Here is a 25,607-nt window from a genome sequence, read left to right as displayed (position 1 = left end):
AGCCATACAGTTGTTAACTGTGTGGCTCTTCTTTTGGTTGGCTTTTATCGGCATATTCGTCCAAACAACGTTGACATATGCACGATTTTCGGCGCTGCTCTGCCGGAATGCGGTCAAACACACCCTCGGGGAAAGTAGCCCGGTTACACCAGCATTCCGAATGAGGATGTCCTGCGGCATAGGAACAGCGATTAGTTTCCCCGCATAATGGGCAGACAAGAACATCGATATGGATGTGCTCTTGATCGTCTTGTTCTGCAGACATTCAGTTCTTCCCTCCCTGTGCAATAGCTACGAGCTGAAGTTAAACATACTGGTCCCCAGTATAACAGAAATGTGCCGGTGATTATGGATTTCGCTCTGTATATATGACTTCCAGTTCACCACATCTGTTTCTCCCATCGGCTATTCTTCAGGCGGTAATTCGATCTGTAGGCCTTCCACATGTTTGCGTCCCATCAACTTACGCTTCTTTCGATTTTCCTTTGTTTCTAGCACAATGTCCAAGTCATAATCGTCACCCGGATAAAGCTCATCGGCTGATATATGCAGGGTCAGGCGTTTCTTATGGATTTTGACTTTGCGTCCTCGCAGCATGACCCCGATATTTCCACGGCTATCCTCGACATCACAGACGATGCCCGACTGATTAAGATAGGCCGCATACACCCGATCCCCTTTGCGAAAAGTTTTGGCAGGAGCAGGAGAATCCGACACTCTAGTTTTTGTCTTTTTGTGGGGACCGATTGAATCCTTTGACTGGTTCCTCCTGGATAACTCTGCTGGGCCTTCTGCTTCTGCAACGGAACGATCAGGCGTCAGGGCTGGATTTTCCAAAGGAGGTGATGTGAACACGAATGTACGATCTCTTGAAATACTTTGATCGGACAGGGACTTGGATCGCTCGATAATTCGCTGTGGCATGCCCAGCTTTAATGCGATGGAATAAGCATAGCTCTCACCAGCTTCTCCGATACGCAATCGATACAGCGGCTGGAGAGAAACGGTGTCAAATTCCATACGGGCATTTTCGAATCCTGGCGTGGCAGCTGCAAAATGTTTGATTTCACCAAAATGTGTTGTTGCCACAACGGTTGCTCCGCGGCTGTGAAGTTCCTCCAGCATGGCGATAGAAAGTCCCACACCTTCACCGGGATCTGTGCCGGAAGCCATCTCATCAATGAGCACCAGAGTTGACATATTGGCCTGTTCCAGTATGCCAATCATATTGCGAATGTGTGCGGAAAATGTACTGAGCGCTTGTTCCAAACTCTGCCCGTCACCAATATCAACCGCTACCTCGTTATAAACAGCCATCTCGCCACCTTCCTCCACCGGAATAAGCAAACCCGATTGCATCATCAGGGTTAACAAACCAAGTGTTTTGAGTGCGACCGTTTTACCCCCTGTATTCGGGCCCGTTATAATGAGCGACGAGTACGTTTTGCCGATTGCAAAATCAAGGGGAACCATGGAAGAACCCATGAACGGATGACGTGCACGTTGAAGGCTAATGTGGCCCTGAGTATTAACTCGAACGGTACGTCCGTCCATGGTGGCCGCATATTTGGCTTTGGCAAACAGGAAGTCCAATACACCTACCGTTTCGGTGTTCAGTGCGATTTCACGGTTATATGATTCGGCCAGGGAGGTTAAATCACCGAGAATTCTCATCTCCTCTCGGGACTCCTCCGCTTGTAGAGCGGCCAATTCCATCTGTAAACTTACTAATTCAACAGGTTCGATATATACGGTTTGCCCGCTCCCGGATTCATCCAGTACACTGCCTTTCACCTGTTTACGGAACTCTTTCTTAATGGGCAGAACCGTTCTTCCTCCCCGTTGGCTGATGACATGTTCCTGCATAATGGAGCGATGTTTACTCACCAGAGAATCAAGTTTTCGTTTCATGCGTTCCGCATTGACCGTTATTTTTTTACGAATACGAATGAGTTCCTTGCTCGCCTGATCCTGAATGCGTCCACTATGGATGCAGCGCTCAATCTCACTCAGCAAAGGTTCGATCAGAATCATGGATGCTGCATAACGACTGACGGTGGGAGCGGCCCCAGATTTGCCCTCCATGTACTTCATGAGTTGTGCACAGCTCCGCAGGAACTGAGCGAGATGACTGAAGTCGCGTTCACTGAATAGATAACCGGTGCCAAGCAGATCCATAATGGTTTCCATTCCGTCGAGTGAAGGGAGGGGAATACTGGCCCCGAAGCGAATCAACGCAGCCGCTTCTGCAGTTTCTTCCAGGCGAATCTGAATAAGGTGAGCATCTACCATCGGTTTTAGTTCTCTCGCATAACGTTTGCCCAGGTAAGACAGGGCGCAGTCTGCAACGTTTTTTTGAATTTGTGGATAACCCAGACTGTTTAATGTGTTTTCATTCATGCGTAATCTCTCCTTGAATTTGAATTGTAATTTCAGTTGATGCGCTGAAACATATTCCTGGAAAACGCAAAAAGGGCGGAGAATGAACAAACGTCATTCTCCGCCCTAAACATATGGGAAAGCAAAGTCCACTACAGGTCTATATTAAAAAATCCGCGCTGAACTCAGCGCGGAAATAGACCCGGACAATTACAATCCCGGAGGCGATTTATGATATCCGCTGTTCTTAACTAAGTACAGGGATCTGGCGCATCATGAAATACACGTATGCCATATGGGCACAAGCGCAATGAAAGGCCAAACTCCTGAATATGAAACTTGGTTAGTTAAGAACATTCACCGACATTAAAAATCTCTCCTTTGATTGAGGAATATGCAACCAATATAAACTGGAAATTGGTTTGAAGTCAACCTTTAGAATAAATGAGTGGACTTGAATAAGAATGGGTTTTAAAATAACAATAGTAAAATAATCCAATGAAAGCGATTTAATTTAATGAACATATGTATAAAGGAGGATGCTCTTCTTGCCTAAGTATTTACTGCGTTTGCTCTGCTTTACCCTGATCCTCGGAGCCCTTCCGGTCATTGTTATTGGTTCGGTCTCGTATACGATTGCATCACGTGACATTGAACAGAAAGTGCGTGAGAGCAATCTTCAGATATTACATCAGACCCAAATGAGGGTAGAACAAGTTCTGCGCAGCCTGCAATTATCATCCATCCAGTATGTTAATTCGCCCCTGGTACTACAAGCGATGAAGAAACCACTAGACAGCAGCGAGTTTCAGGAGATTCGTGATCTGACATCCGGTTTTAACAACTTGCAAGCGGTTACGAACATTGACCAAGCCTATCTGGTTAATCTGGATGAAGATTGGGTCGTGTCCATGCGTTCTTTTGGCAAATTGGATGATTTCAGCATTCGAGACCGAATTGGCTCCTACCTAAGTTATACCAACAGCCTGTTCTGGGTCACTCAGAATGCCAGTTCAGCCAAAGAAAGTGTACCTGTGTCAGCAGGTATGGGTGAACTAACACCCGAACAGGCACCTACCCTTATATCATCGGATAATGTGGTCAGTATGGTATTCAAAATCCCGATGATACCAACCAATGTGAAACCAAAGGGATTTCTTGTAATAGATATCGCCGATACGGAACTGAGTACCTACTTGAGCCGAAATACGAATTCTGGAGATATGTACGTTCTGGATCGGGAGCAGAAGTATTTTCTGAACGATATGCAGCAAGGCGGGAAATATGACGCGCTGAATAAGGAAATTCAGGAAATGGTACAAACGACGGCCCAGTCAGAGGGTTTCTTCAGTGCGGAGGTGGAAGGTAATCAAGTGGCGGTTAGTTATAGGCAATCTCCGCTCAATGGCTGGTTATACGTGTCCGTTGTATCTCTTGGACAGATTACGGCCCAGTCACAGAAAATTGCATTGGTTACCGGTATCGCTACACTGGTCATGTTATGTGTAACGGGATTGTTCGCCATATACGGCAGTCGGCGGATGTACTCACCGATCTCCAGACTGCTGCAATTTACGAAGGGGTTGGATTCCCCAGTTGCTCCGTCAGGACGCCGACAGGATGAATTTATCTATATTGAGGAGCAATTGTCAACCTTGTTCAGCTCGGAGAAAACGATGCGTGAGCAGATGAAGGGGCAGCATGTGCACCTCCAGGAGTTTTTTATGACCAAACTGCTCACAGGCAAAATCTCGGAAGAGGATTTCAGATATCAGGGAGAATTGTACGATTTCCCGACAGGGTGGGCAAATCTTGGCGTACTCATGCTCCAGATCGATACCTTGGAAGGGACACGATATGAGGAACAGGATCGCGATCTGCTGCTGTTTGCTGTCAACAATATGGTAGGTGAGCTACTCCCTTCGGCAGTTCGGTTCACCCCGGTCATGCTGGATGATGCTCAGGTCACCGTACTTGCCTCCGAACTCACGGATGAGGTGAAGCTGAAGGAATGGATGCATACCCAGGCAGACTGGATTCGCGAACGTGTCGTGACTTATCTGAATCTGCCCGTAAGTATCGGTATCAGTCGTTCCTACGCTTGTATCGGCGATACGCCAAGAGCTGTTCAAGAGAGCCGAGAGGCTCTGCAGGGCCGGGTAAGTCTGGGCAGCCGTATTATTTTGCATTACGAGGATATTCAGCCACGTGGTCAGATGGAGGCCGCGTTGTATACCCAGTTACGTATGATTGAGGATCAGCTTGCGTCTGCGCTCAAGCAAGGAGATGAGGAGAAGACGGACGCCTACTTTAAGCAATATTTGGGGCTGCTTGCAGACAAAAAACTCCATTTCAGTGAATACCCCGTCATTATGGTTCAGTTATTGTCTCGTGTATATCAGCTTGTGCAGGAGCAAGGTGGAGATGTGGCTGAAGTACTGGGTGAAAAAGCATCCATGTCACATTTGCTGAAGTTGTCCACATTGGACGAAATGACCAATTGGTTCCGCAAGCGGCTGTTCCTGCCCGTCATCCGTTTCTGGCGAGAACAGGAAGAATCCCAATACATGAATATTGCGAGACGCATGATTCGCTTGATCGAGGAACGTTATGACCGTGAATTATCGCTGGAAGCCTGTGCCGCTGAGCTTAATTTTCACCCTGTCTACCTCAGTCGGGTATTCAAGAAGGAAGCTGGAGTCAATTTTACGGAATATCTTGCAGAGTATCGTATGGAAAAAGCGAAGACCTGGCTGCAAACAACAAATCTTAAAATATCAGAGATTGCCGAGAAATTAAACTATACCAATCCAACCGCATTTATCCGTACGTTTCGCAAAATCACAGGAACAACCCCCGGCAAGTACCGGGAGCAGCAGCGATAAAACAACCTGCTCTGCCCGCCATGGCAGGCAGGCTTTTTTATGTTCGGATGAAGGAAGAAGACCACTTTCCTCCATAAAGTTAAGACAGGAATATGGAGGTTGAAAGCAGTCCATTGCGCCTTTAGATTCTGTGAGGGAAATGGACTAAACCCTTGCTACATAAGGAAAAACAAAAGGCTAAAACGAGACGATAGCCAGTCATTCGTTTATCCTCCACAATGAAGACATGAATTCAGGAAGTGATATTTTGTAATCGTTTCCAATGTGGGGAGGAAGACAATATGAAAGCCGAAACGGCGGCTCGAACACGGCCCGCTACCCGCAGTGACAAAAACCTGCTGTGGAGGGACATTATCAAAAACCGGTGGCTGTATATCATGTTAATACCGGGTGTGCTTTACTTTGTTATTTTCAAATACATACCCATGTATGGCATCACGATGGCTTTTCAGGATTACACGCCTTACAAGGGCATCTTGGGAAGTGACTGGGTAGGCTTCAAACATTTCCAGCGTTTCTTCGGAGAACCGCAGTTCTGGACATTATTTCGGAATACGTTTTTGCTAGCCATTTATAACATTGTGTTCTTTTTCCCACTGCCGATTGTACTGGCACTCATGATGAATGAAGTTCGTCGTGAACGCTTCAAACGATTTGTGCAAACTCTCGTCTATGTTCCACACTTTGTTTCCTGGGTTGTTGTTGTCGGTGTGTTCTACATGCTGTTCACAACCGAGGGTGGTGCAATTAATGAATTGCTCTATAACCTGACTGGACAAAAGGTGGCGTTCCTGCTTGAACCCGGATGGTTCCGAACGATGATTGTCGGACAATCCATCTGGAAAGAAGTTGGTTGGGGCACAATTATCTTCCTGGCTGCGCTTTCCGGTGTTGATACACAGCTCTATGAAGCTGCACGGATTGATGGTGCCAATCGCTGGCGCCAAACCTGGCACATTACGTTGCCAGCCATTCGCAGTACAATCGTCATTTTGCTCATTCTGCGTCTGGGCAATTTCCTGGATACAGGATTTGAACAGATCTTCCTGATGCTAACTCCGACAAACCGGGATGTGGGCGAGGTATTTGATACCTACGTGTACACGAAGGGTCTTACCCAGGCACAGTACAGTTATAGTGCTGCTGTCGGGTTGTTCAAATCGGTTGTCGGGCTGGCGCTTGTCCTTGGTGCCAATACGCTGGCCAAAAAATTCGGGGAGGAAGGCGTCTACTAACCTTTGGGGGCAGACGTTCTTCACCAGACAGGAGTGAACATTAAGATGCAACAGGATAAAACGTGGGGCAACCGGATCTTTGATTTTGTGAATCACGGCTTGCTGCTGTTGATTGGTATCGTGACGGTCATCCCGTTCATTTATATTTTGGCTGTCTCATTTACCAGTCCACATGAAGTGGCTAAGGGAGGATTCATTCTTTTTCCAAAAGAGTTCTCTCTGGCTGCGTACCGTTACATTTTCTCTACAGATACCTTGATTCGCAGTCTGGGTGTATCGGTCTATATTACGGTGATCGGTACCTTCATTAACCTGCTGTTTACATCACTTATGGCGTATCCGCTCTCCAGAAGATATTTGCGTGGACGCCAGCCCATTTTGCTCGGTGTGTTGTTCACGATGCTCTTCAGTGGCGGGATGATTCCAACATACTTTGTCGTGAAATCCTTGCACCTGACGGATACGTTGTGGTCGCTGATGCTGCCTACCGCTATTAGTGCATTCAACTTGATCGTACTCAAAAACTTCTTCCAGGCCATTCCCGACGAACTGGAGGATGCAGCCAAAATTGATGGATGTAACGATGTCAGCGTATTGTTCCGGATTGTTCTGCCTTTGTCCATGCCAGCGATGGCGACATTTTCACTCTTTTACGCGGTGGCCCACTGGAACAGTTTCTTCAGCGCTGTTATCTATATCAACGATAGTGAGAAGTGGCCTGTCCAAGTCTGGCTGCGTGAGATTGTCATTCTGGCACAGAGCCGAATCGGAGACACGAGTATCGAAGAGACCGAGATCCAGCCGCTTACCATTCGCATGGCTGTTATCGTATTCTCCACGATCCCGATTATGCTGGTATATCCATTCCTGCAAAAGCACTTTGCAAAAGGAGTGATGCTGGGTTCGGTGAAAGGTTGAGTCGTCACATGGTTCAAAGTCAGTTCAGTATGACTGTATAAAAAAGGGAGGTTTTCATGTTATGAAAGCAACAAAAAAGAAAGCCGTAGCTGTCTTGAGCACACTGGCACTGGTGACAGGTTTGCTGGCAGGATGCGGATCAGACGAGGGTCAGGCTGCCGAGGGTGGCGTACAAAATGTGTCCATAGCCATTGCACAGGTGGGTGATGTACCAAGCAAAGGCAATGAAGTTCAGCAAAAGATTGAAGCGTATACCAATACCAAACTGGATATCCAGTGGATTCCGGCTTCGGCCTATAATGACAAAATTAACGTGATGATCGCTTCAAGCGATATGCCGAAAATTGTGAAGGTGCAATATAACCCAACGGTGACCAGCGCGATGCGCAATGACGTGTTCTGGGAAGTTGGCCCATTGCTGAAAGACTACAAAAATCTGTCGGCACAGAATGAGCGTTTTTTTGACAACATCAAGGTAGAAGGCAAAATCTACGGGGTTCCTGTATTCTCGGATATTGCGCGGGCTACAGTGATCTATCGCAAGGACTGGTTCGAGAAGCTGAATCTCAAGGTGCCAACGACACCGGATGAATGGTATGAAACGATTAAAACACTGGCAACCTCCGATCTGGATGGAGACGGTCAGGATAATACGTTTGGACTGATGCTTTTCAAAAAATATAATGAGGACCAATATTCCTTCACGACGCGCTTGGGCGTAAGTTTCGGTGCACCTAACAAGTGGAAAGTCGAGGATGATGGCAGCTTCACGCCGGAATTCATGACACCGGAATATATGCAGGTGCTGGATCTGCTGAAACGTTTGTACGATGAGAAACTGCTTAACCAAGACTTTGCCGTATTCGACTCTACGGAAGCGGAGAAAAAGTATGATTCCGGTGTTGTCGGTATCCGTGTTGGTGTTGCTCAAAACGGAAAAAGTCAGCAAGAGCGTTTGTCCAAAAACAATCCGGATGGTGTGGTAGACATCGCTGGTTTGCTTGGAGCGAACGGAGATCGTGTTGCAGGACAGACGGGTAACTCCGGAATCCTGGCATTCCCTAAATCGACGGTGAAATCGGAAGAAGAACTCAAAAACCTGCTCTCCTTCCTGGATAAACTGATGGACCCTGAGATGGCGACCTTGTTGATGCGTGGTATGGAAGACAAACATTACACCAAAGTGGGCGAAGATCAGGTGGAGATGAGTGACTTCGATGCATTCCAGCGTGAAGTGAAGCCTTACCGTGACAACCTGCCTTATGTCGAAGGATATAACGTACCGAAGTTGAAGGATACCGAACTGGGTGAAAAAGGTACGGCACTTGCCAAGGAACTGGCGGAGCACGCTGTGCCAAACCCTGCGCTGACGTTATACTCTCCGACCTATGGCGACCGTGGGGCGGATCTGGATCAGGTAATTGCAGATGCGCAAACCAAATACATTATGGGCAAGATCGATCAAAGTGGCTGGGAAAAGGAAATCGAGAATTGGGGCAATGCGGGTGGAAACAAGATTCGTGAGGAATATGCCGAAGACTATAAAAAACAGGCTCAATAAGAGCCAGAAGCGGAGGCTTGATCATGAAAGAAACACTGCAATTCACATCGGTGCGCATGGCACAGCAGTTCATGGAAAGTTATCGCAACCATGAGCTGTACTCCACTTGGCATTATGAGAATGGCTGCCTGCTGAAAGCACTGGAGGAGCTGTATACGCACACGGGGGAGCAAAAGTATTTTGACTACATCCGTGAGTTGATGGATCATTTTGTTCAGGAAGATGGCTCCATTCGCTCCTATACGGTTGAGGAATATAACCTGGATCAGATCAATCAGGGGAAATCGCTGTTCCTGTTACATGAGAAAACGGGAGAAGAGAAGTATCGCAAAGCTGCGGAGTTGCTTATGACTCAGCTTAAGGGACAGCCACATACGAGTGAAGGCGGGTTCTGGCACAAAAAGATTTACCCTTTCCAGATGTGGCTGGATGGATTGTACATGGCTACTCCGTATCTGACCCAGTATGGCGCAGTGACGGGTGAAGAGAAGTGGTTTGACAAGGCGGCTCTGCAGCTCTTGTTGGTGGAGCAACGTACACGTGATCCACGTAGCGGTCTCTTGTACCATGCCTGGGATGAGAGCAAAGAGCAGCGCTGGAGTTCGGGAGAGACCGGATGTTCTCCACATGTCTGGAGTCGGGCGATGGGCTGGTATGTGATGGCGGTTGTGGATACCTTGGATTATCTGCCGGTAGATCATCCGCAGCGCGGGCAAATTGTGGGTATATTCGAACGGGTAGCAAACGCACTAGTGCATGTGCAGGATCAGCAGACCGGACTATGGCCACATCTGCTGGATCAACCGGGACGTGAGCGGAACTATCTGGAGGCTTCCGGGACCTCAATGTTTGTCTATGCATTGGCCAAAGGTGTGCGTAGAGGGTATCTGAGTGGCAAGTTCAAAGCGATTGCTGAAAAAGGATATCAGGGTCTGGTGCAGCATCTGCTGCAAACGGACCGTGAAGGCGTACTTTCCTTGACGCAGTGTAATGGCGGAGCAGGTCTCGGAGGAAGCCCGTATCGTGACGGGTCCTATGAGTATTATGTGACCGAGTCCATTCGGATCAATGATCCGAAATCGGTCGCTCCGTTCATTTTGGCAGGAGTGGAGATTGAACTTTACAAGTCCAACTAACATGTACATGAGAACGTAGAGGACAGAAATAACTTGAGGAAGCGAAGCGTTCGCCTAAAAGCTTTCTGAAAGAAAGCTGCATCGGAAGCATAGGCTTATCCCCGGATTTTCCCCTTTTTAAAAGGGAATCAAAAAATCTGGGGATAACAGCGATCTGAAGGTTGTTCTGTCATCGGAGTGGTCTGTGTACATAACCTTATCCAAAAGGAGAGATGGTTCATGAGTCCAAAAGGTCCAATGTCCCGTTTAGGCGGAATCGTTGTAATTGGTGCAATGTCCGCTGGATTGCTTGCAGGTTGCGGGGGAGAAAAAGCACCTGCTGCAGGGGAAGGTAAACTTCCCATTTCCATCTCTTTAATGCAGGTAGGTGATATACCGGCCAAGGAGAACGGGATTGAAAAGAAGATTGAGGAATATACCAATACGGATGTTAATGTACAGTGGATTCCGCAGTCTGCTTTTGATGATAAGGTGAATGTTATGGTTGCTTCAGGCGAGATGCCAACCATTATGCGTGTGAATTATGTGCCGACAACGTTTAATGCCGCCAAAACGGGACTGTTCTGGGAACTGGGGCCGTACCTGAAGGATTATAAAAACCTGTCTGCCCAATCCGAAGCTTATTTTAACAATATCAAAATTGAAGGCAAGGTCTACGGTATTCCGAACTTCCGGGATATTGGACGGACTGCGATCGTATATCGCAAGGACTGGTTTGATACGTTGAAGCTGGATATACCAAAAACGCTGGATGACTGGTATGAAGTGATGCGCTCTATTCGCAAGGATGACCCTGACGGGAATGGTAAAGAAGATACGTACGGTGCACTGCTCTTCAAAAAGTATAATGAGGGCGTCTCTTCCCCACTGACCCGGATTGCTGTAAGTATTGGCGGTGTCAACAAATGGGGTGTGGATGATGCTGGGAAACTGACCCCGGAGTTTTTGACCACCGAATATGTGGACACAATGAAACTCTTCAAGCGACTGTTCAGCGAAGGACTGATTAATAGTGATTTCCCTGCCCTGGACCCTTCTGATGCGGACAAAAAAATGGATTCGGGTCTAGTTGGCATGAAGCTTAACGGTGTGGCCCAGAACGGAAAGTCCTCTCAGCAGAGGCTTACGCCTAATGCTCCGGATGGAGAGATTGATGTGGCTCCGTTCCAGGGGACCGACGGCATTCGTATCGCCGGGGAGCCAGGAAACTACGGAATGCTGGTCATCCCGAAAGCGTCCGTTACCGATGAGGAGCAATTGAAACAAGTTCTCACGTTCCTGGACCAGTTAATGGACGAGGAATTGAGCACGTTGCAGCTCCGTGGATTGCTTGATGTGCACTACACCAAGACGGCTGATGGCAAAACCGAACTCAAAGATTTTGACGCTTATCAGCGTGAAGTAAAGCCATATCGGGATAATTTGTTAAGCATTGAAGGTTATAACGTGCCTGAACTGGTTGATGTTCCCATTGGTATGAAAGGTACAAAGATGGCGCGTGAGAATGAGCAGTACGCCATTGCCAATCCGGCACTTACATTATCTTCAGCGATCTATACCGAGCGTGGTCAGGAGCTGGATCAGATGATCTGGGATGCGCAGACCAAGTACATTATGGGTAAAATCGATGATGCAGGTTGGGAGCAGGAAATCGCAAGCTGGAGAAAAGCCGGTGGTGATCAATTGATCACGGAACTCGAAGCGTCCTATAAGGAATTGAACGGAAAATAAAGCTGGCTGAAGTAAAAAAAGGTTGATCAAATGGAATGATATGGTTTATTCTATGAGTGAGTTCATTTTTCCAATATCATACGAAAGACCACACCCTTAAAGCATAAGGCTATGAATCTGCGGATTCATGGCCTTTTTTGTGTTTTAAGCAAATAAAGTGGGTCTGTGGAAGGAGTGTTGCAGGCCTTGAATGGATGGGGATGGACGAAAAATAATACCAATAGCCTAGTACTACATGGTAGAATATTGATTATTATGTCAAATTTAGGTTTTGGTTGTGGAGAGAAGTGATTAGGTTGACCAAGTAAAGCATCCCCATACTAAGGTACATAGGAGCGTGAGTAGATTGAAGAAACGAATTGAAGGTCATGAGAAGAAGAAAAAACGGAATGTTTGGATCGTCGGGTTGGTAACGACAGCTGTATTGGCAGCAACACTATTACCGATTGGCCCCGTACATTTGACGTCAACAGCGAAGGCTGCATCGGGAACAAGTGACACTGCCCTTAGCAAGTTCAAGGATATCAAGGGTCACTGGGCTCAAGCGACAATTGCCAAAGCTTATGAAAAAAATCTGATCTCTGGTTACCAGGACGGAACGTTTCGTCCCAATGGCAAAATCACGCGTGGGGAATATGCGACAATACTCGCCCGCGCGACTGGACTGGAGAAGGTGGAGGGGCAGAATCCCTTTGCTGATCTCAAGGGCCATTGGTCTGAATCGGCGGTTAGCCAGCTTGTAGGACAAGGGTTCATTAACGCGGGCGATTACGCCAAAGGGTTCAATCCAAATGCGGAGTTAACGCGTTACGAGATGATGAAATGGATTGCCAATGGACTGATTAAGTCCGGTAGCAGCTTTCAGGATGCTTTTAACGATACAAAAAATACGCTGCTCCCCACACCGGAAGTGAACCGCGGCACCATTCGTGCCGAGCAGATTCCGTATCTTGCCCTTGTTCGTGGGACAGGCATTGTCGGTGGATTCCAGGATGGTACATTAAAACCTGCGGATTCTACCACTCGTGCAGAAGTATCAGCCATTTTACTGCGTTATATGGACGTAGAGGGCACGGATGCCGGGAAGTATAGTGACCTGAATGAAATGAGAGAGGTTGGCACGACGGGTACGAATTTAACGACGATTAGTAATTACAAATATATCAAGGGGAACTTCGGAGATATAGTTAACACAGAGTACACGTTGAAAAATAATGTGGGGGTCGTAAGGTACCATAGATTTATAGTAGTGGATACTCGAGGGGGTAAGCCCAAGGGACTGTACGCCATGTTATTTGTAGATCCAAACAACTTGACTAGGGCACAAGGAGGTCGCTTCTCTACCTACGCTGAGATAACGTTTACTTCAAAACTTGATAAGTCAAATCTTTTAACTATTGCTAGAGCGAATGATAATATAGTTATTCCAATTCAACGATTATTTAATGTGAGCTATTTGAAAGAAAAAGGGTTTATTACTTTACCAGACGATTCAAATGCGATGTTGAAGCAAGAAGTGCCTACTAAGTTTTGGTCATCACATACTCTGGATCCTGTGAAAGGCGGATATATGTTAAAGAATGATGCTGGTAAAGAAGTTCAAATCTATCAATAGAACTTTTGGTGGTGTTTAAATTTAATATTAAACGTTATCTATTAGATTGTTTAAACAGTTTATATAAAGTCTTAATAATTATATTTATGATGATACCAGTCTATTACTGCACATCTGATACTCCTAAAGCTAATGCCTTAGAAGAACAATATGGTCCTAAATCCATGAAAGGGCCAGCAGTAACAGTCGATGCAAACCCAACTCAAGGAACACCGGGAGTTTACTGGTATCAACTTGATTCAGGAGAATTTAGGGCAGAATATCAAGGCACACACAAAGATGTGGATAACGGAGGAACTGATTATGATGCATACCCTGTAAAAACAGAAATTCCTGATAATGTTGATATGAGTAGATGGCCGCCACTAAGTTGGAAGCCATATAGAGGTATAGGAATTGATAAGGAAATGGTAACTGATATTAAGTTAAAGAACGATCCTGATGGTGTAAAATATCAGCAGGTAAATAGTTATGAAGGAATAGGTAGTCCAAGAGTTACAAGTGAAAAAAATGCGGATCTTAGAACATATACTGGCAAGGGGTTTGAGTTCTTTGAAAGGGAACCTTATGGGACTAGGCCAGGCAATAAACCCAAATATAAGATGGTATACCACACCCCTGTTAGCATCTTCTGGGAAGGTAAGATTCACGAAGAAAAAGAAATCGATGTAACCCCAGATTCAACCCTTACCATAGGGCAAACCCAGCAGATGGAAGCCTTGGTGAAGACAAAAGGCTATGGTGCGACAACTTTTGGTGAGGGCATCGACGTATCCCGAAGGGAAGCGGAGATCAAATGGTTTTCTTCTGACGAGACGATTGCGAGTATAGAGCTCAAAACAGGGATGTTAACGGCCGAAAGTCCGGGCACGGTCACTGTGCGTGCGATCTGGAACAATGGTACATATCTGATCTCGGATACCGCCACCATAACAGTCACGTCTGAGCCAGGACTCGTTGTGAATCTGCCGAATGCTTGTAAGGCCAATACGACACCTTTACAGGCAGAAGCAGTTTTAACCAAACCGGATCGCTCTGTTCATAAACTGACGGCTCATCCCAAATTGACGTGGCAGAGCTCGAATCCGGCTGTGGCAACGATTGGTGCTGATGGCAAAATCACGACAAAAGGTATCGTGGGTAGTACTACCATCAAAGCCCATTTTCTTGATTCAGCTCAGCAACTGGATGAACAAGGAACTCAGGTGCTTGAGGTGAAGGACTGTACAGATAATGGAGAAGGTGGTAATGATGGCGATCCGGGGGGCGACCCTGCGAACGCTTGCCCTGTGACCATCAGCCCACCGAGTAGAGGCACAGTTATTGAAGCATCGGTTATGGACCCGTCTGTTCGAGGTGTGTTGAAGGCAGACGATCGGGGATCTGAGAAGTTCGATGTTACCCGTGGTATTCCGACTTCGGAAGATCTCTATGCCAATGTCTTGGCCAAGGAATATCTGTTTCAGCACCGTTGGGTTAATATGACAGGGACGGTGACTTACACCGTTAAAGTGAAAAGGGTTTATCATAAAACCTGGACGATCCCGGGAAGAGCATCTAGTGGTGAGGGGGATCCAGGAACACCTCCTCAGCCGAGAGAACGTGATGTGCCTGGGGATAAAACGATGCAAGTAACAAGGACATATAGCTATTGGCAGATCGATAACCTGGAGGTATACAAGTTAAATGAGGCTAAGGTCTCTAACTATGCATTAGGCGGTTATCGTGACACCGTGACCCTTATGCCCATTGCATATACACCACCGACTTTGCAATCGGCTATGGATACTATGGTTACCAGTCATGTGAAACCTGCACCATGTCGAGAAATTGATCTTGGCATCAAAGGGGTCCCAGGTGGTTCTACTGAACCCTCTACGCCAGATGAAACGTCATTGTTTCAATCTGAAGCTGAAGCGGAGGTTAGAGAGAACACCGTTAATAACGACAAGGTAGCCTTTAATGGAGCAACGATTGTTGATCCTGCTCCTGTGGAGAAAACAGCTCCAAGACCTGGGACGATCCCGCAGCCTGGCATGATCGGAGACGATGTTCTGTACCAGAACCGGCTTACGATCAAGAACACGTTGATGAACAAAGCTAACCAGCCGACCACGGGTGAGATAACGTATGGACTGCTCCCTGGCAATGTTAACGGAGGGCAGGATCAGAAGTTCCCCATTCTGGGCATCAACTCGGTGACGGTACACACTCCAGTTGTGAACTATGCCTGGGTGTCAGATGATCAGCCGCATAACCAGAAGACCACGCCTGATCCGACCAGAGCTGCACTTATTTTAGAACGTCCATTCATTGTGCGGATACCGACCTCAGGTCAACATTTGGATGTAGCGAGTTACCCAGGTTATGGAAACCATGATTATGCGAAATATTTCCGGATCAAACAGGTTCGTTTCCCATTTGATGTCTATAACGGTGCCAGAAGTCAGTTTATTCCGGCCCTGACATGGGTGGATATTCCGGTAAATCAGTTGGACACCCCTTTTTATCTTCCTGTATGGGTAGATGAAGGAAATTACCAGATCGAGTTTCGTAATATCGCCGAAAATGCACCGGCAAACTTCACAGAACAACAGGATGCCAATACGAATCTGAGCCATCATGTCGCAGCAGATACCGTTGCTGTAGAGGTTATCGGAAGGTTGTATGATTTTCACATTACCGATATTTCAGACTACAACTGGGAGAATGTGTTCCGCAAGCGGATGGGCAGCCCGGAACCAACGGGTGTGAGCTATTGGACCGGAGGAAACGGTATTGACGGAGATCCCCGAGGTAACTTGGCTCCCTATGTACTGCCTATTCGTCCCGGCAGTCATCCGGTACAGGGTTTCCGAAATGCTGCAGTGAAGACAGGTTACCATTTCAAGTTTGATCTGAAAACCAAGGGCAATATGTTTGGGAAACAGGATGGTATACGAATCACGCCGACGTTCTCTTTTGTGAGTAAAGATGGCACCACCCGGCAAGAAGTGGATTTATACTACCATCGAGGACAGGATCGACTCATTCGTATCGGATCGGCACAAGATTTAGAAAAATGTTTTGTTGTCCTGAACTCACGGTTGCGGAATGTCCCCGGTACGGAGTTGGGTGATACAGCGCGTTATCAGTATACCTATGAACTGTCGGCGGAGGAACGTAATCAGGGTACAATGGCGGAACATATGGTTCGTTTCGTGGATCAGACCTCTCATCATAAAACGTGGGTAGGTCGTTATGACTGGATGATTCTTCCTTCACAGATCCGCACACTCATTGGCCCAAAAACAGATATTCCCTCCAGTGTTAATGTAGATCGGGCGAATGCAGCGATTCAGCGCTGGTATGGGGAATATAGCTTGCCAGCAGATGTATATGCAGTGCCCAAAGGAACCGATCTCGAGTCACTTGCCAGACAAAATCAATTGGATGAGAAGGCAACGGTATTTCTGAGGGACGGTTACATTGTGGTTAACTTCAATATCGAAACTTTGCGCAGCGGCAATACGAATGCACCACATCTGCAATATATTCATGCACCGTTGATGAATCAATGGCAAATGGAAGGTTTTGATAACAGCCCGGTAGATGGTCAGGGGAGAAGCTGGTCGATGCAAGATGGGGACGTGGTTTTGTACCATGCCGATCAATCCAGCCGTAATGATTTCCAATCCCAGGTACCACATTAGAGAGATATCGTTTTACTTATAAAGAAGGCAGGCGTAATGTGAATCTACATGACGTTTGTCTTCTTTTGTGTAATTTGGATTATGGCTGGGCAGCAGAACGGGTATAAAGGGTAAGGAGCATTCGTTCCATCCATATTCATTAATTTTCTCAACGAGAGGGGAACCACACATATGATTGAAGAGAATAAGCAGGATATGTTGATTTCAGAAGATACATACGAAGGAAGAGATCTGGGTGTCACATTAGAAGCACAAGCCTGTCGCTTCAAAGTCTGGTCACCGTTAGCAGTTCAGATGGAACTACTTCTGTATCCACCTTTGACAGGGGGGACCCCGGAGGAAGAGCCCAATCAACGGAAACAGCAGGCGTTACCTATGCAAAAGAAAGAACAAGGCGTCTGGGTTCTGGAACTGGAGGGCGATTTAAGTAGCTACCGTTACATGTACAAGCCTACTTTCGAAGATGGACATTCAACCCATGCTGTAGATCCTTACGCACGAGCAGTGACCATGAATGGAGAAATGGGTGTAATTGTAAGACTGGAGCAGACACATCCGAAGGGATGGAGTGAGGATATTCGTCCGGAATTGACCAGTCCTGTAGATGCAGTCCTGTACGAACTGCATGTACGTGATTTTTCCATTCATCCATCATCTGGTATAACGAATAAAGGCAAATACATGGCTTTTACCGAGACGGGTCTGCGTGATTCGGAGGGCAACACACTGGGGATCGATCATTTGGTTGAACTCGGGATTACCCATGTGCATCTGCTGCCTGTATTTGATTTTGCGACGGTGGATGAATCCAGGGTGGATGGTGATACGTCTGATGCGTCCAACTATAACTGGGGATATGATCCACTTCATTACAATGTCCCGGAAGGTTCCTATGCATCACGTGCAAATGATCCGGAGACACGAATTCGTGAGTTTAAATCAATGGTGCTTGCCCTTCATAATAAGGGAATAGGTGTCATTATGGATGTGGTATATAATCATACGTTTGATACGGCAGGCAGCTCTTTTGAAAAATTGGTACCCGGGTACTACTATCGACAAAACGCCGATGGGACCTATAGCAATGGTTCAGGTACGGGTAATGAAGTGGCTACTGAACGCACCATGGTTCGTAAGTTTATCATCGACTCTGTCCGTTACTGGGCAGAGGAGTACCATGTGGACGGTTTTCGATTTGATCTCATGGGCCTGATCGACACAACTACGATGAAACAGCTTGCAGCGGAATTGCACACAGATGTTTCACCTTCCATATTGTTATATGGTGAACCATGGGGCGCACTGGATTCACCGCTTGGGGATGATATGACCCTAAAAGGAACGCAGCGCAGGTCGGGTTTTGCTGTGTTTAACGATAATTTCCGTGGAGTGATCAAGGGAGACAGCGATGGCATGGGTACGGGATTCGCGACGGGTGCGGACGGAAAAGAAGACGAATTGTGGACTGGCGTCCGGGGAGCCATTCAAGATTTTACGGATGGTCCATCCGAGACGATTAACTATGTAACAGTGCATGATAATCTTAACCTGTGGGACAAAGTCGCACGTACACAAGGACTCCACGATACCTTGAATTTCCTCACCTATGACGAGGATGGAAGTATTCGTGGATGCCAGAGTGTGGAGGAGGCCGTAGAGAAGGCTAAGCCTTACCTGAAGATCGATTCGGAACACATTCTGGAGAATGAGACCGTTAGGCGTTGTCTGCTTGCCAATGGTATCGTTCTAACCTCCCAGGGTGTCCCCCTGATCGCGGCTGGAGATGAGCTGCTTCGCAGCAAATATGGGGACGCCAACAGCCACCAGAGTGGGGACGTAGTCAATGCCATACATTGGGAGCAGAAGAAGCTGTTCAAGCCGGTATTTGATTATTATCGTGGGCTGATCCGTCTTCGGCGAGAACATCCAGCCTTTCGGCTTCGTACACGGGAAGAGATCGAGAAGCATGTTCGTCTAATAAAAAAAGGCAATGGGTTGCTAGCCTATGAACTGAACGGTACAGCAGCCAGCGATTCATGGGAACGCATTGTTGTCATCTATAACGCTGCGAAAGAAAACCGTGACATCGCTGTTCCCACAGGGACATGGAATGTGATTGTAGAGAAAGGACAAGCAGGCGTTGATACGATACGTAGCGTACAGGACGGAGAGGTAAATGTGAATGCACTATCTATAACAGTGATGTATTCCAATGCCTGATGAAAACCATGCTTGCCAAGAATTGAATTGAAGGCTGCCAACAAACAATTAGTAAACATTAGTAAAATCGCTAACAAGGCCACGTTCAAGATATCCAATCAAATCTAATAAAATAAATTGAGATAAAACAAATCCCCCTTTCCCGTATGAAAGGGGGATTTGTTGATGCTTCAGAAACCATTGCCTGGGTCGCAGGACTATACATTGTCATGTCTGACCTTCTTTATGCTGTGCACCTGTTGGTGCACTTTAATCTCAACCAATTGACATCCTGCAATTTATTCTTGTATATTTCAAACTTTTTTTTGTCGGGACAGGTACAAATGCTGTCAATCTATGGCGCTTGTTTTCATATCCTATATTTTGAAAGCGATTGCTAATTGAATACGCAAATTGAACCGATATTGATCAGTACAGACAACCCCGGGTTGACAAAACACGTCCCGCTCCGTAACATCGGGACAACACGAAATCAATGGATATAAAGGCGGTGGGAACGATGCCGGAATGGACTTCTTTTCGTTACGAAGGCAACGATCTTGGCTTAACATATACTCGTGCTGCAAGTACTTTTAAATTGTGGGCACCTACGGCACAACAGGTTTATATATTGATTTTTGACGATGAAGGGCATTACAACGAGGATGGTAAAGTACAAGATCATGAAAATGGGCAGGAACATACTCTGACGCGCGATGCGGACGGAATATGGAGTCTGAAGCTCAGCGGCGATTGGGCAGGACATTATTATATGTACCGAATTATTCATGATGATCAGCGGATTGAAGTGGTTGTTGATCCTTATGCCAGAGCGGTAACGGCTAATGGGCAACGAACGGCTATTATCGATCCGGAGACCACCAATCCAGTCGATTGGGACCTGGATGTCAAACCTGCTTTTCTGCGTCCTGTCGATGCCGTGTTATATGAGTTACATGTCCGTGATTTCTCCTCAGACCCACATGCAGATATTCCGTATAAGGGGAAATATCTGGCATTCACGGCATCCGGTCTGACGGATAGAGCAGGCAATAGTATTGGCGTAGACCATCTTGCCGAATTGGGAGTCACTCATGTACATCTTCTGCCTGTGGCGGATTATCAGACGGTGAATGAACTCGCTACGGCGGATGTGGGTTCAAATGTCAGAGCACCATACAACTGGGGGTATGATCCCCAGCATTATAACGTTCCCGAAGGTTCGTATGCGACAGATCCTCGTGATCCTGCAGTTCGCATCCGGGAGTTCAAATCCCTGGTTCAATCGCTGCACAGACAAGGCATTCGCGTTGTTCTTGATGTTGTCTATAATCACACTTATAGCGTGGAAGAGGGGCCTTTTGAACGAGTTGTACCAGGCTATTATTACCGTTATCGGGAGGATGGCACCCTCAGTAATGGTTCGGGTGTAGGCAATGAATTGGCGACAGAACGTCCAATGGTGCGAAAATATATTCTGGATTCTCTCCGATATTGGGCAGAAGAATATCATGTGGACGGATTTCGATTTGACCTTATGGCCCTGATTGATACGGAAACGATGAATGAATTGACACGCGAATTGAGGGAGCAGATCGATCCGGCGTTTCTGATCTATGGGGAACCCTGGATGGGTGGAGACTCACCTTTGGACCGCAAAACATTAAAAGGAACCCAGCGAGGTCAGGGATTTGCTGTATTTAATGATCATTTTCGCAGTGCAATCAAGGGCGATAGTGATGGCAGTGGCAGAGGGTTTGTCACGGGTGCCGGAGGGCAGGAATATGAGCTTATTAGGGGATTAGCGGGAGGACTGGATGATTTCACATCTTCACCTGTGGAAGTTGTCAATTATGTGACTGCCCATGACAATCTCAATCTGTGGGATAAAATTGCAACAACGATGAACCTTAGGCATGAATTAGGATTTCCCGTATGGAAGGACGGACAGCCCGTAGGTGGTGGGAGTGCTGAGTCCGCTGTAAAAGCAGCAGATCCTTATCGGTATGTGGATGCAGATGATGTTTTGAATCATGAGATGGTTCGTCGCTCTTTACTGTCTTCCGGGATTCTGCTTACTTCTCAGGGAATTCCGTTTCTGCATTCAGGGGATGAGATGCTCAGATCCAAAGCCGGTGATCATAACAGTTATCGGAGCGGGGATGCGGTGAACGCCATCACATGGGCCAACAAATCACGGTTCAGACCGGTGTTCGACTACTATCGTGGTCTTATTCATTTGCGGCGAACACATCCCGCTTTTCGTATGATTGATGCTGAACAGGTACGAAATCACCTTCGTGTTATTCGTGCGGATGGCAATGTAGTTGCCTTTATACTTCAGGATGGTGCGAATCAGGACACCTGGAATCAGATTATGGTCATCTATAACGGAACGGAACATGAGCAGCATGTCGACCTGGGGGAAGGGGACTGGCATGTTGTAGTCAATGATCATCAGGCAGGCACAGACTTGATTGAGACTGTTCGTGGTACTGTTCAGGTAGAACGATGGTCCTTAATGGTACTGTATGACACAGAGCATGCTGGAGGCGCTGAACCATCAACAGTGGAGATTAGTTTTCCTCGCCAGGTATATAGTCCGAAGGAGACCACTCAACTGCGAGCGATTGTAAGGGACAGCATTGGCAATGTGGTGGAAAAAGCTCCAGTTACCTGGACTTCTTCTGATCCGGATATTATTCAGATCCAGCCTGATGGAACAATCCATGCACTGGAACGGGGGGAAGCTTCGATTACAGTCCACTGTGGGGACATAACGGCAAGCTGTATGTTACAAGTGGATTATCGTCATGCTGAACGAATCGAAATTGTGGGCGAACCTATCATGTACATGACTCGAATCAGTCGCTTCCGTGCTTTGGTTCTGGATCAATTTGGTCAGCCGCTTCAGGATTCAAATATACGCTGGAGCTCTTCTCATCCAGAACTTGCAGCGGTTAGTGCAGCAGGGATCGTACGTGCGATGACACCTGGAGTAACCCATATTATTGCTGAAGCTGGAGGAATCCGGGCAACGCTTGGCGTAACGATTCATAAACAGATTTCGCGAACCGTCACGCTTCGATACGAACGGGAAGACCAGCACTATGAAGGTTGGGATGTCTGGGTATGGGGCACAGGTATGGAGGACGGAGCAGTACGGCTGGAACAAGTCGGAAATACCGCCGAAGCCCGTTTCCGCGTTGCTCCGGGTCTGCATCACCTGGGATTGATCATTCGATTGAACGAATGGGAAGCTAAAGATACGTGCGGAGACCGTTACGTGGACATTGTACCTGAAGACGGGGATGTACACATTATTGTCCGTAGTGGATCAGACGAGATGCAGATCATTCGTGAAAGTGAAAAAACAGAGGATCGTAATAGCGCATAGTTTCTTTATTTATAACGTCGAATGTAGTTCGTCAAAACCTTGTTAAACCAGCAGTTGGAAGAGATTCCGACTGCTTTTTTGGTCTGATTATAAGCCGCATAACTTGCCAAAAAATAATTAATTGTCCTGTTTCGTGTTTGAGATCCTCTATCATTGGGGTAAATATAGATATGGCCCACGATTCGGCCAAAGGAAAAAAGACCAATTATGGTCTATAAGCGACGCTTTAGCGCTTTCCAACAAATATAATGTAGTGATCCCTTGAAGGAGGATGTTCAATCATGAAATCCAACGGAAAAATGGCTCAACTTACAGCAACGCCAAGAACGGAAAAGAAAGGTGCAGCACTGCGCCTGTTAAGACAAGGCGGACGAGTTCCCGCAGTCGTTTACGGCCCGGGACTTGAAGGTGCTTCAATACATGTAGATGAAAAAGAAATGCTGAAAGTGGCGCGCACAGGCCGCTCCGAAATGTTCAACCTGAATGTGGAGGGCGGTAAAACGGTTCCGGTGCTGATCAAGGATCAGCAAGAGCGTAACGGACGTTTGCTGCACGTAGACTTTTTGCAAATTTCCAAGAACAAGCCAATCAGTGTAAGTGTATCGATCGACTTCCAGGGTACAGCGGCTGGCTCAAAAGCTGGCGGTGTATTCCAGACACAAGAAACACAATTGGAAGTAGAAGGATTGCCTGCGGATCTGCCAACGTCCATTGAGGTGGATGTTAGCGGATTGGATATTGGCGATCGCTTGACTGCTGCGGATATCAAACTGGATAAAGGTTTGACACTCGTAACTTCACCTGATTCGATTATCGCGTCCGTCATGCCGCCACAAGCGGCTGAGGAAGAGCCAACAGCTTCTGCTGAGGAAGCTGAACCAGCAGCTGAAGAAAAAGCTACCGAAGAATAAGCTACAGAAGAATAAGCGAAGCTCAGGGATCTCATCAGATCCCATGCTTAGCCTAAGCCCAGTCCTAGTGACTGGGCTTTTTAAATTTCCAGGACAAAAGATTGTGCTAGTCGCATGAAAAATGAGAATGTACTACAATACATGTTAAAGGGTTAGAAAGTAGGTTTAATTCAATGTTTGATCCAACGGTGTATGACAATCTGAAAGTCGGGTTTGAGAATTATCTCTATGATATGGATAACCTGGACGAACGTATTCAGATTACGGGGCGTAACGATCGCCTGGAGATGGCAGTGATGTCCAGAGAGTTCACATTACAATTCTGTCTCAGGGATCACCCGGAAGTAACAGGGGAAGTTGTATTAAGCAGTTCCCTTGAGGAGCTTGCAGCGGAGATCCTGGAGACGCCTGGTGCGAATCCGGGTTGCCGTTTGGAACTACGGTTTAGTATGGTTGTGAAGGAACCTGAGAAGCAGTGCCCGGTTATTCGTCCGATATTACAGAAGAGCTGGCCTGAGCAGAGGATGTGCCAGAACATCCGATATATATTTGATGAACAGCCAATCATGTATAACGTCACGGCTCACGTTTATTTTGACCGCAGTGTGAATGAAGACCAGATGGGGGACATTCCTGAACTCTGTGAGCATATGGCAAATGTGATGGATCAATTATTACAGTTGCATAACCAGTAATTCCGAGAAAAGCCTTGTCTCTTTGTAGAGATCAGGGCTTTTTTTGTATTATTTTTAGAAAATTGTATAGGCTTTCAGGCTTAGGTTTAAGGGCTTTTGGGTTAATGTTTTACGCAAGCAAGTAAGAGAATGTATATTAAAAGGGGGTAAGAGTGCAATTGGACTATACAAAAATGGTGAAATTGCGAAAATGATATTGGGACTAAAGATTTAGTTCTGTACTAAAGGAACTAGTTTTCCTTGCCGATAAAATATCGAAGGGGAGAAACTACATGACAGAGAAATTAATTCGTCTGCTGCGTATACTTCAGGCTATACAAGCAAATCCTGGAATTTCGGCCAAGGAGTTGGCGCTGAAATGCGGTACGACTGTACGCACGATTTATCGTGATCTCCGGATTTTGGATAGGGTCGCCCCGATTATGAATGAAGGATACGGCAAGGGTTACCGATTTATTGGTGAGTTTGCGATGTATCCATTAGATTTTACTGAACAGGAAGCGATGGTCTTCTCCATGCTTCCGTCCGTAGTTGATACCTCCAAGTTACCTGCTGAGTTTGATTCAGCGTTTGACAAGGTCATGTCGGCTCATACCAAATTAAAATCAAGAAACAGTGACATTGTAGAGAATATTGCGGGAATTATTCGGATGGGCACGCCAGCTTATCGCGAGGAAGGAAAAGACCCTAATTTGCTGATTCCCATTATTGAATCTATTCTAAGCCAGCAAACCATTCGTACTCAATATCATACGCTGACAAGAAATGAGATCACAGTCCGGGATATCGATCCCTATTATCTCATTCCACGTGATCAACGTTTTTATTTGATCGGATACTGCCATTTGCTGCAAAAAGTTCGATTGTTTCGAATTAGCCGTTTTTTGGATGTGACACGAACAAATGCCGGTTTCGACAAGGGTGATTTCAACATAACACAGTACATGAAGAACACATGGTCTATTGACCCTGGCGACGAAAATATCCATTTCAAGGTAAGATTCTCTGAGAAAGTGGCCCCCTACATAAAAGAAGAAGAAATGTTTGTTCGCCCGCGAATGACGAATATGTCGGATGGGGGATTGTTATTTGAAGTGACACTGAATAGCAGCAGAGAATTTTTGAAATGGTTGTATCAATTTGGGCCCGAGGCGGAGGTACTTGAACCTCGTGAGTTTCGTAGAGAGATACGCAGGCAACTTGTCGAGTGGTTGGAACGTTATGAAACCGATATATCTTTAAAATTTTAATCA

The 25,607-nt window shown here is 46.6% G+C and carries 15 protein-coding genes; 13 read left to right on the top strand and 2 right to left on the bottom strand.

Going from position 1 to position 25,607, the window contains the following annotated elements; genetic code table 11:
- Window positions 1-13: 13 nt before the first annotated feature.
- Both NZ043_RS02150 and NZ043_RS02145 read right to left on the bottom strand, forming a co-directional pair.
- Window positions 14-265, bottom strand: a complete 252-nt coding sequence (locus NZ043_RS02150) for a cysteine-rich CWC family protein (protein ID WP_091027721.1) — start codon at window positions 263-265, stop codon at window positions 14-16.
- Window positions 266-405: 140 nt separating this feature from the next.
- Complete coding sequence (locus tag NZ043_RS02145) at window positions 406-2,400, bottom strand: DNA mismatch repair protein MutS (RefSeq protein ID WP_091027724.1); 1,995 nt, start codon at window positions 2,398-2,400, stop codon at window positions 406-408.
- A gap of 527 nt (window positions 2,401-2,927) precedes the next feature.
- On the opposite strand from NZ043_RS02145, the gene NZ043_RS02140 reads away from it, so the two are divergent.
- The 13 genes from NZ043_RS02140 (at window position 2,928) to NZ043_RS02080 (ending at window position 25,604) form a co-directional block, all read left to right on the top strand.
- On the top strand, window positions 2,928-5,264 hold the full coding sequence (locus NZ043_RS02140) for an AraC family transcriptional regulator (protein ID WP_176872517.1): 2,337 nt from the start codon (window positions 2,928-2,930) through the stop codon (window positions 5,262-5,264).
- A 281-nt stretch (window positions 5,265-5,545) separates the two neighbouring features.
- Window positions 5,546-6,499: a sugar ABC transporter permease gene (locus tag NZ043_RS02135; protein WP_017686861.1), complete on the top strand. Its 954-nt coding sequence runs from the start codon at window positions 5,546-5,548 to the stop codon at window positions 6,497-6,499.
- Window positions 6,500-6,544: 45 nt separating this feature from the next.
- Window positions 6,545-7,417, top strand: coding sequence for a carbohydrate ABC transporter permease (locus NZ043_RS02130; protein WP_062835838.1), 873 nt, complete (start codon window positions 6,545-6,547; stop codon window positions 7,415-7,417).
- A 61-nt stretch (window positions 7,418-7,478) separates the two neighbouring features.
- Window positions 7,479-8,978, top strand: a complete 1,500-nt coding sequence (locus NZ043_RS02125; protein ID WP_339310469.1) for an extracellular solute-binding protein — start codon at window positions 7,479-7,481, stop codon at window positions 8,976-8,978.
- 23 nt (window positions 8,979-9,001) lie between these two features.
- Window positions 9,002-10,114: a glycoside hydrolase family 88 protein gene (locus NZ043_RS02120; RefSeq protein ID WP_339310467.1), complete on the top strand. Its 1,113-nt coding sequence runs from the start codon at window positions 9,002-9,004 to the stop codon at window positions 10,112-10,114.
- 219 nt (window positions 10,115-10,333) lie between these two features.
- On the top strand, window positions 10,334-11,845 hold the full coding sequence (locus NZ043_RS02115) for an extracellular solute-binding protein (protein WP_091027735.1): 1,512 nt from the start codon (window positions 10,334-10,336) through the stop codon (window positions 11,843-11,845).
- A gap of 346 nt (window positions 11,846-12,191) precedes the next feature.
- Window positions 12,192-13,460 carry an S-layer homology domain-containing protein gene (locus NZ043_RS02110; protein ID WP_339310464.1) on the top strand — a complete coding sequence of 423 codons (1,269 nt, stop codon included), beginning with the start codon at window positions 12,192-12,194 and terminating at the stop codon, window positions 13,458-13,460.
- A 407-nt stretch (window positions 13,461-13,867) separates the two neighbouring features.
- The gene (locus NZ043_RS02105; protein WP_339310462.1) at window positions 13,868-17,152 is read left to right on the top strand and encodes a DUF5704 domain-containing protein; all 3,285 of its coding nucleotides are present in this window, start codon (window positions 13,868-13,870) and stop codon (window positions 17,150-17,152) included.
- Window positions 17,153-17,323: 171 nt separating this feature from the next.
- Window positions 17,324-19,372 (top strand): type I pullulanase, encoded by a 2,049-nt coding sequence (gene pulA, locus NZ043_RS02100; protein ID WP_339310460.1) that lies wholly within the window; start codon window positions 17,324-17,326, stop codon window positions 19,370-19,372.
- A gap of 499 nt (window positions 19,373-19,871) precedes the next feature.
- On the top strand, window positions 19,872-22,748 hold the full coding sequence (gene pulA, locus NZ043_RS02095; protein ID WP_339310458.1) for a type I pullulanase: 2,877 nt from the start codon (window positions 19,872-19,874) through the stop codon (window positions 22,746-22,748).
- Between the two features lie 281 nt (window positions 22,749-23,029).
- The gene (locus tag NZ043_RS02090; RefSeq protein WP_339310456.1) at window positions 23,030-23,659 is read left to right on the top strand and encodes a 50S ribosomal protein L25; all 630 of its coding nucleotides are present in this window, start codon (window positions 23,030-23,032) and stop codon (window positions 23,657-23,659) included.
- A 173-nt stretch (window positions 23,660-23,832) separates the two neighbouring features.
- Window positions 23,833-24,354, top strand: a complete 522-nt coding sequence (locus NZ043_RS02085; protein WP_091027747.1) for a hypothetical protein — start codon at window positions 23,833-23,835, stop codon at window positions 24,352-24,354.
- Between the two features lie 272 nt (window positions 24,355-24,626).
- Entirely contained in the window at window positions 24,627-25,604 is a 978-nt protein-coding gene (locus NZ043_RS02080; protein ID WP_091027748.1) for a transcriptional regulator, read from the top strand.
- Window positions 25,605-25,607 lie beyond the last annotated feature (3 nt).

This window comes from Paenibacillus sp. FSL k6-2145 (assembly GCF_037976585.1).
Taxonomy (GTDB): domain Bacteria; phylum Bacillota; class Bacilli; order Paenibacillales; family Paenibacillaceae; genus Paenibacillus.
This window is presented reverse-complemented; position numbering and strand designations above follow the sequence as displayed.

Coding starts and splice junctions, on each gene's coding strand:
- NZ043_RS02105 (WP_339310462.1), top strand. CDS start 13,868: ATGGTAACTGATATTAAGTTAAAGAACGATCCTGATGGTGTAAAATAT.
- NZ043_RS02130 (WP_062835838.1), top strand. CDS start 6,545: ATGCAACAGGATAAAACGTGGGGCAACCGGATCTTTGATTTTGTGAAT.
- NZ043_RS02150 (WP_091027721.1), bottom strand. CDS start 265: ATGTCTGCAGAACAAGACGATCAAGAGCACATCCATATCGATGTTCTT.
- NZ043_RS02125 (WP_339310469.1), top strand. CDS start 7,479: ATGAAAGCAACAAAAAAGAAAGCCGTAGCTGTCTTGAGCACACTGGCA.
- NZ043_RS02120 (WP_339310467.1), top strand. CDS start 9,002: ATGAAAGAAACACTGCAATTCACATCGGTGCGCATGGCACAGCAGTTC.
- NZ043_RS02085 (WP_091027747.1), top strand. CDS start 23,833: ATGTTTGATCCAACGGTGTATGACAATCTGAAAGTCGGGTTTGAGAAT.
- NZ043_RS02090 (WP_339310456.1), top strand. CDS start 23,030: ATGAAATCCAACGGAAAAATGGCTCAACTTACAGCAACGCCAAGAACG.
- pulA (WP_339310460.1), top strand. CDS start 17,324: ATGATTGAAGAGAATAAGCAGGATATGTTGATTTCAGAAGATACATAC.
- NZ043_RS02135 (WP_017686861.1), top strand. CDS start 5,546: ATGAAAGCCGAAACGGCGGCTCGAACACGGCCCGCTACCCGCAGTGAC.
- NZ043_RS02115 (WP_091027735.1), top strand. CDS start 10,334: ATGAGTCCAAAAGGTCCAATGTCCCGTTTAGGCGGAATCGTTGTAATT.
- NZ043_RS02145 (WP_091027724.1), bottom strand. CDS start 2,400: ATGAATGAAAACACATTAAACAGTCTGGGTTATCCACAAATTCAAAAA.
- NZ043_RS02080 (WP_091027748.1), top strand. CDS start 24,627: ATGACAGAGAAATTAATTCGTCTGCTGCGTATACTTCAGGCTATACAA.
- pulA (WP_339310458.1), top strand. CDS start 19,872: ATGCCGGAATGGACTTCTTTTCGTTACGAAGGCAACGATCTTGGCTTA.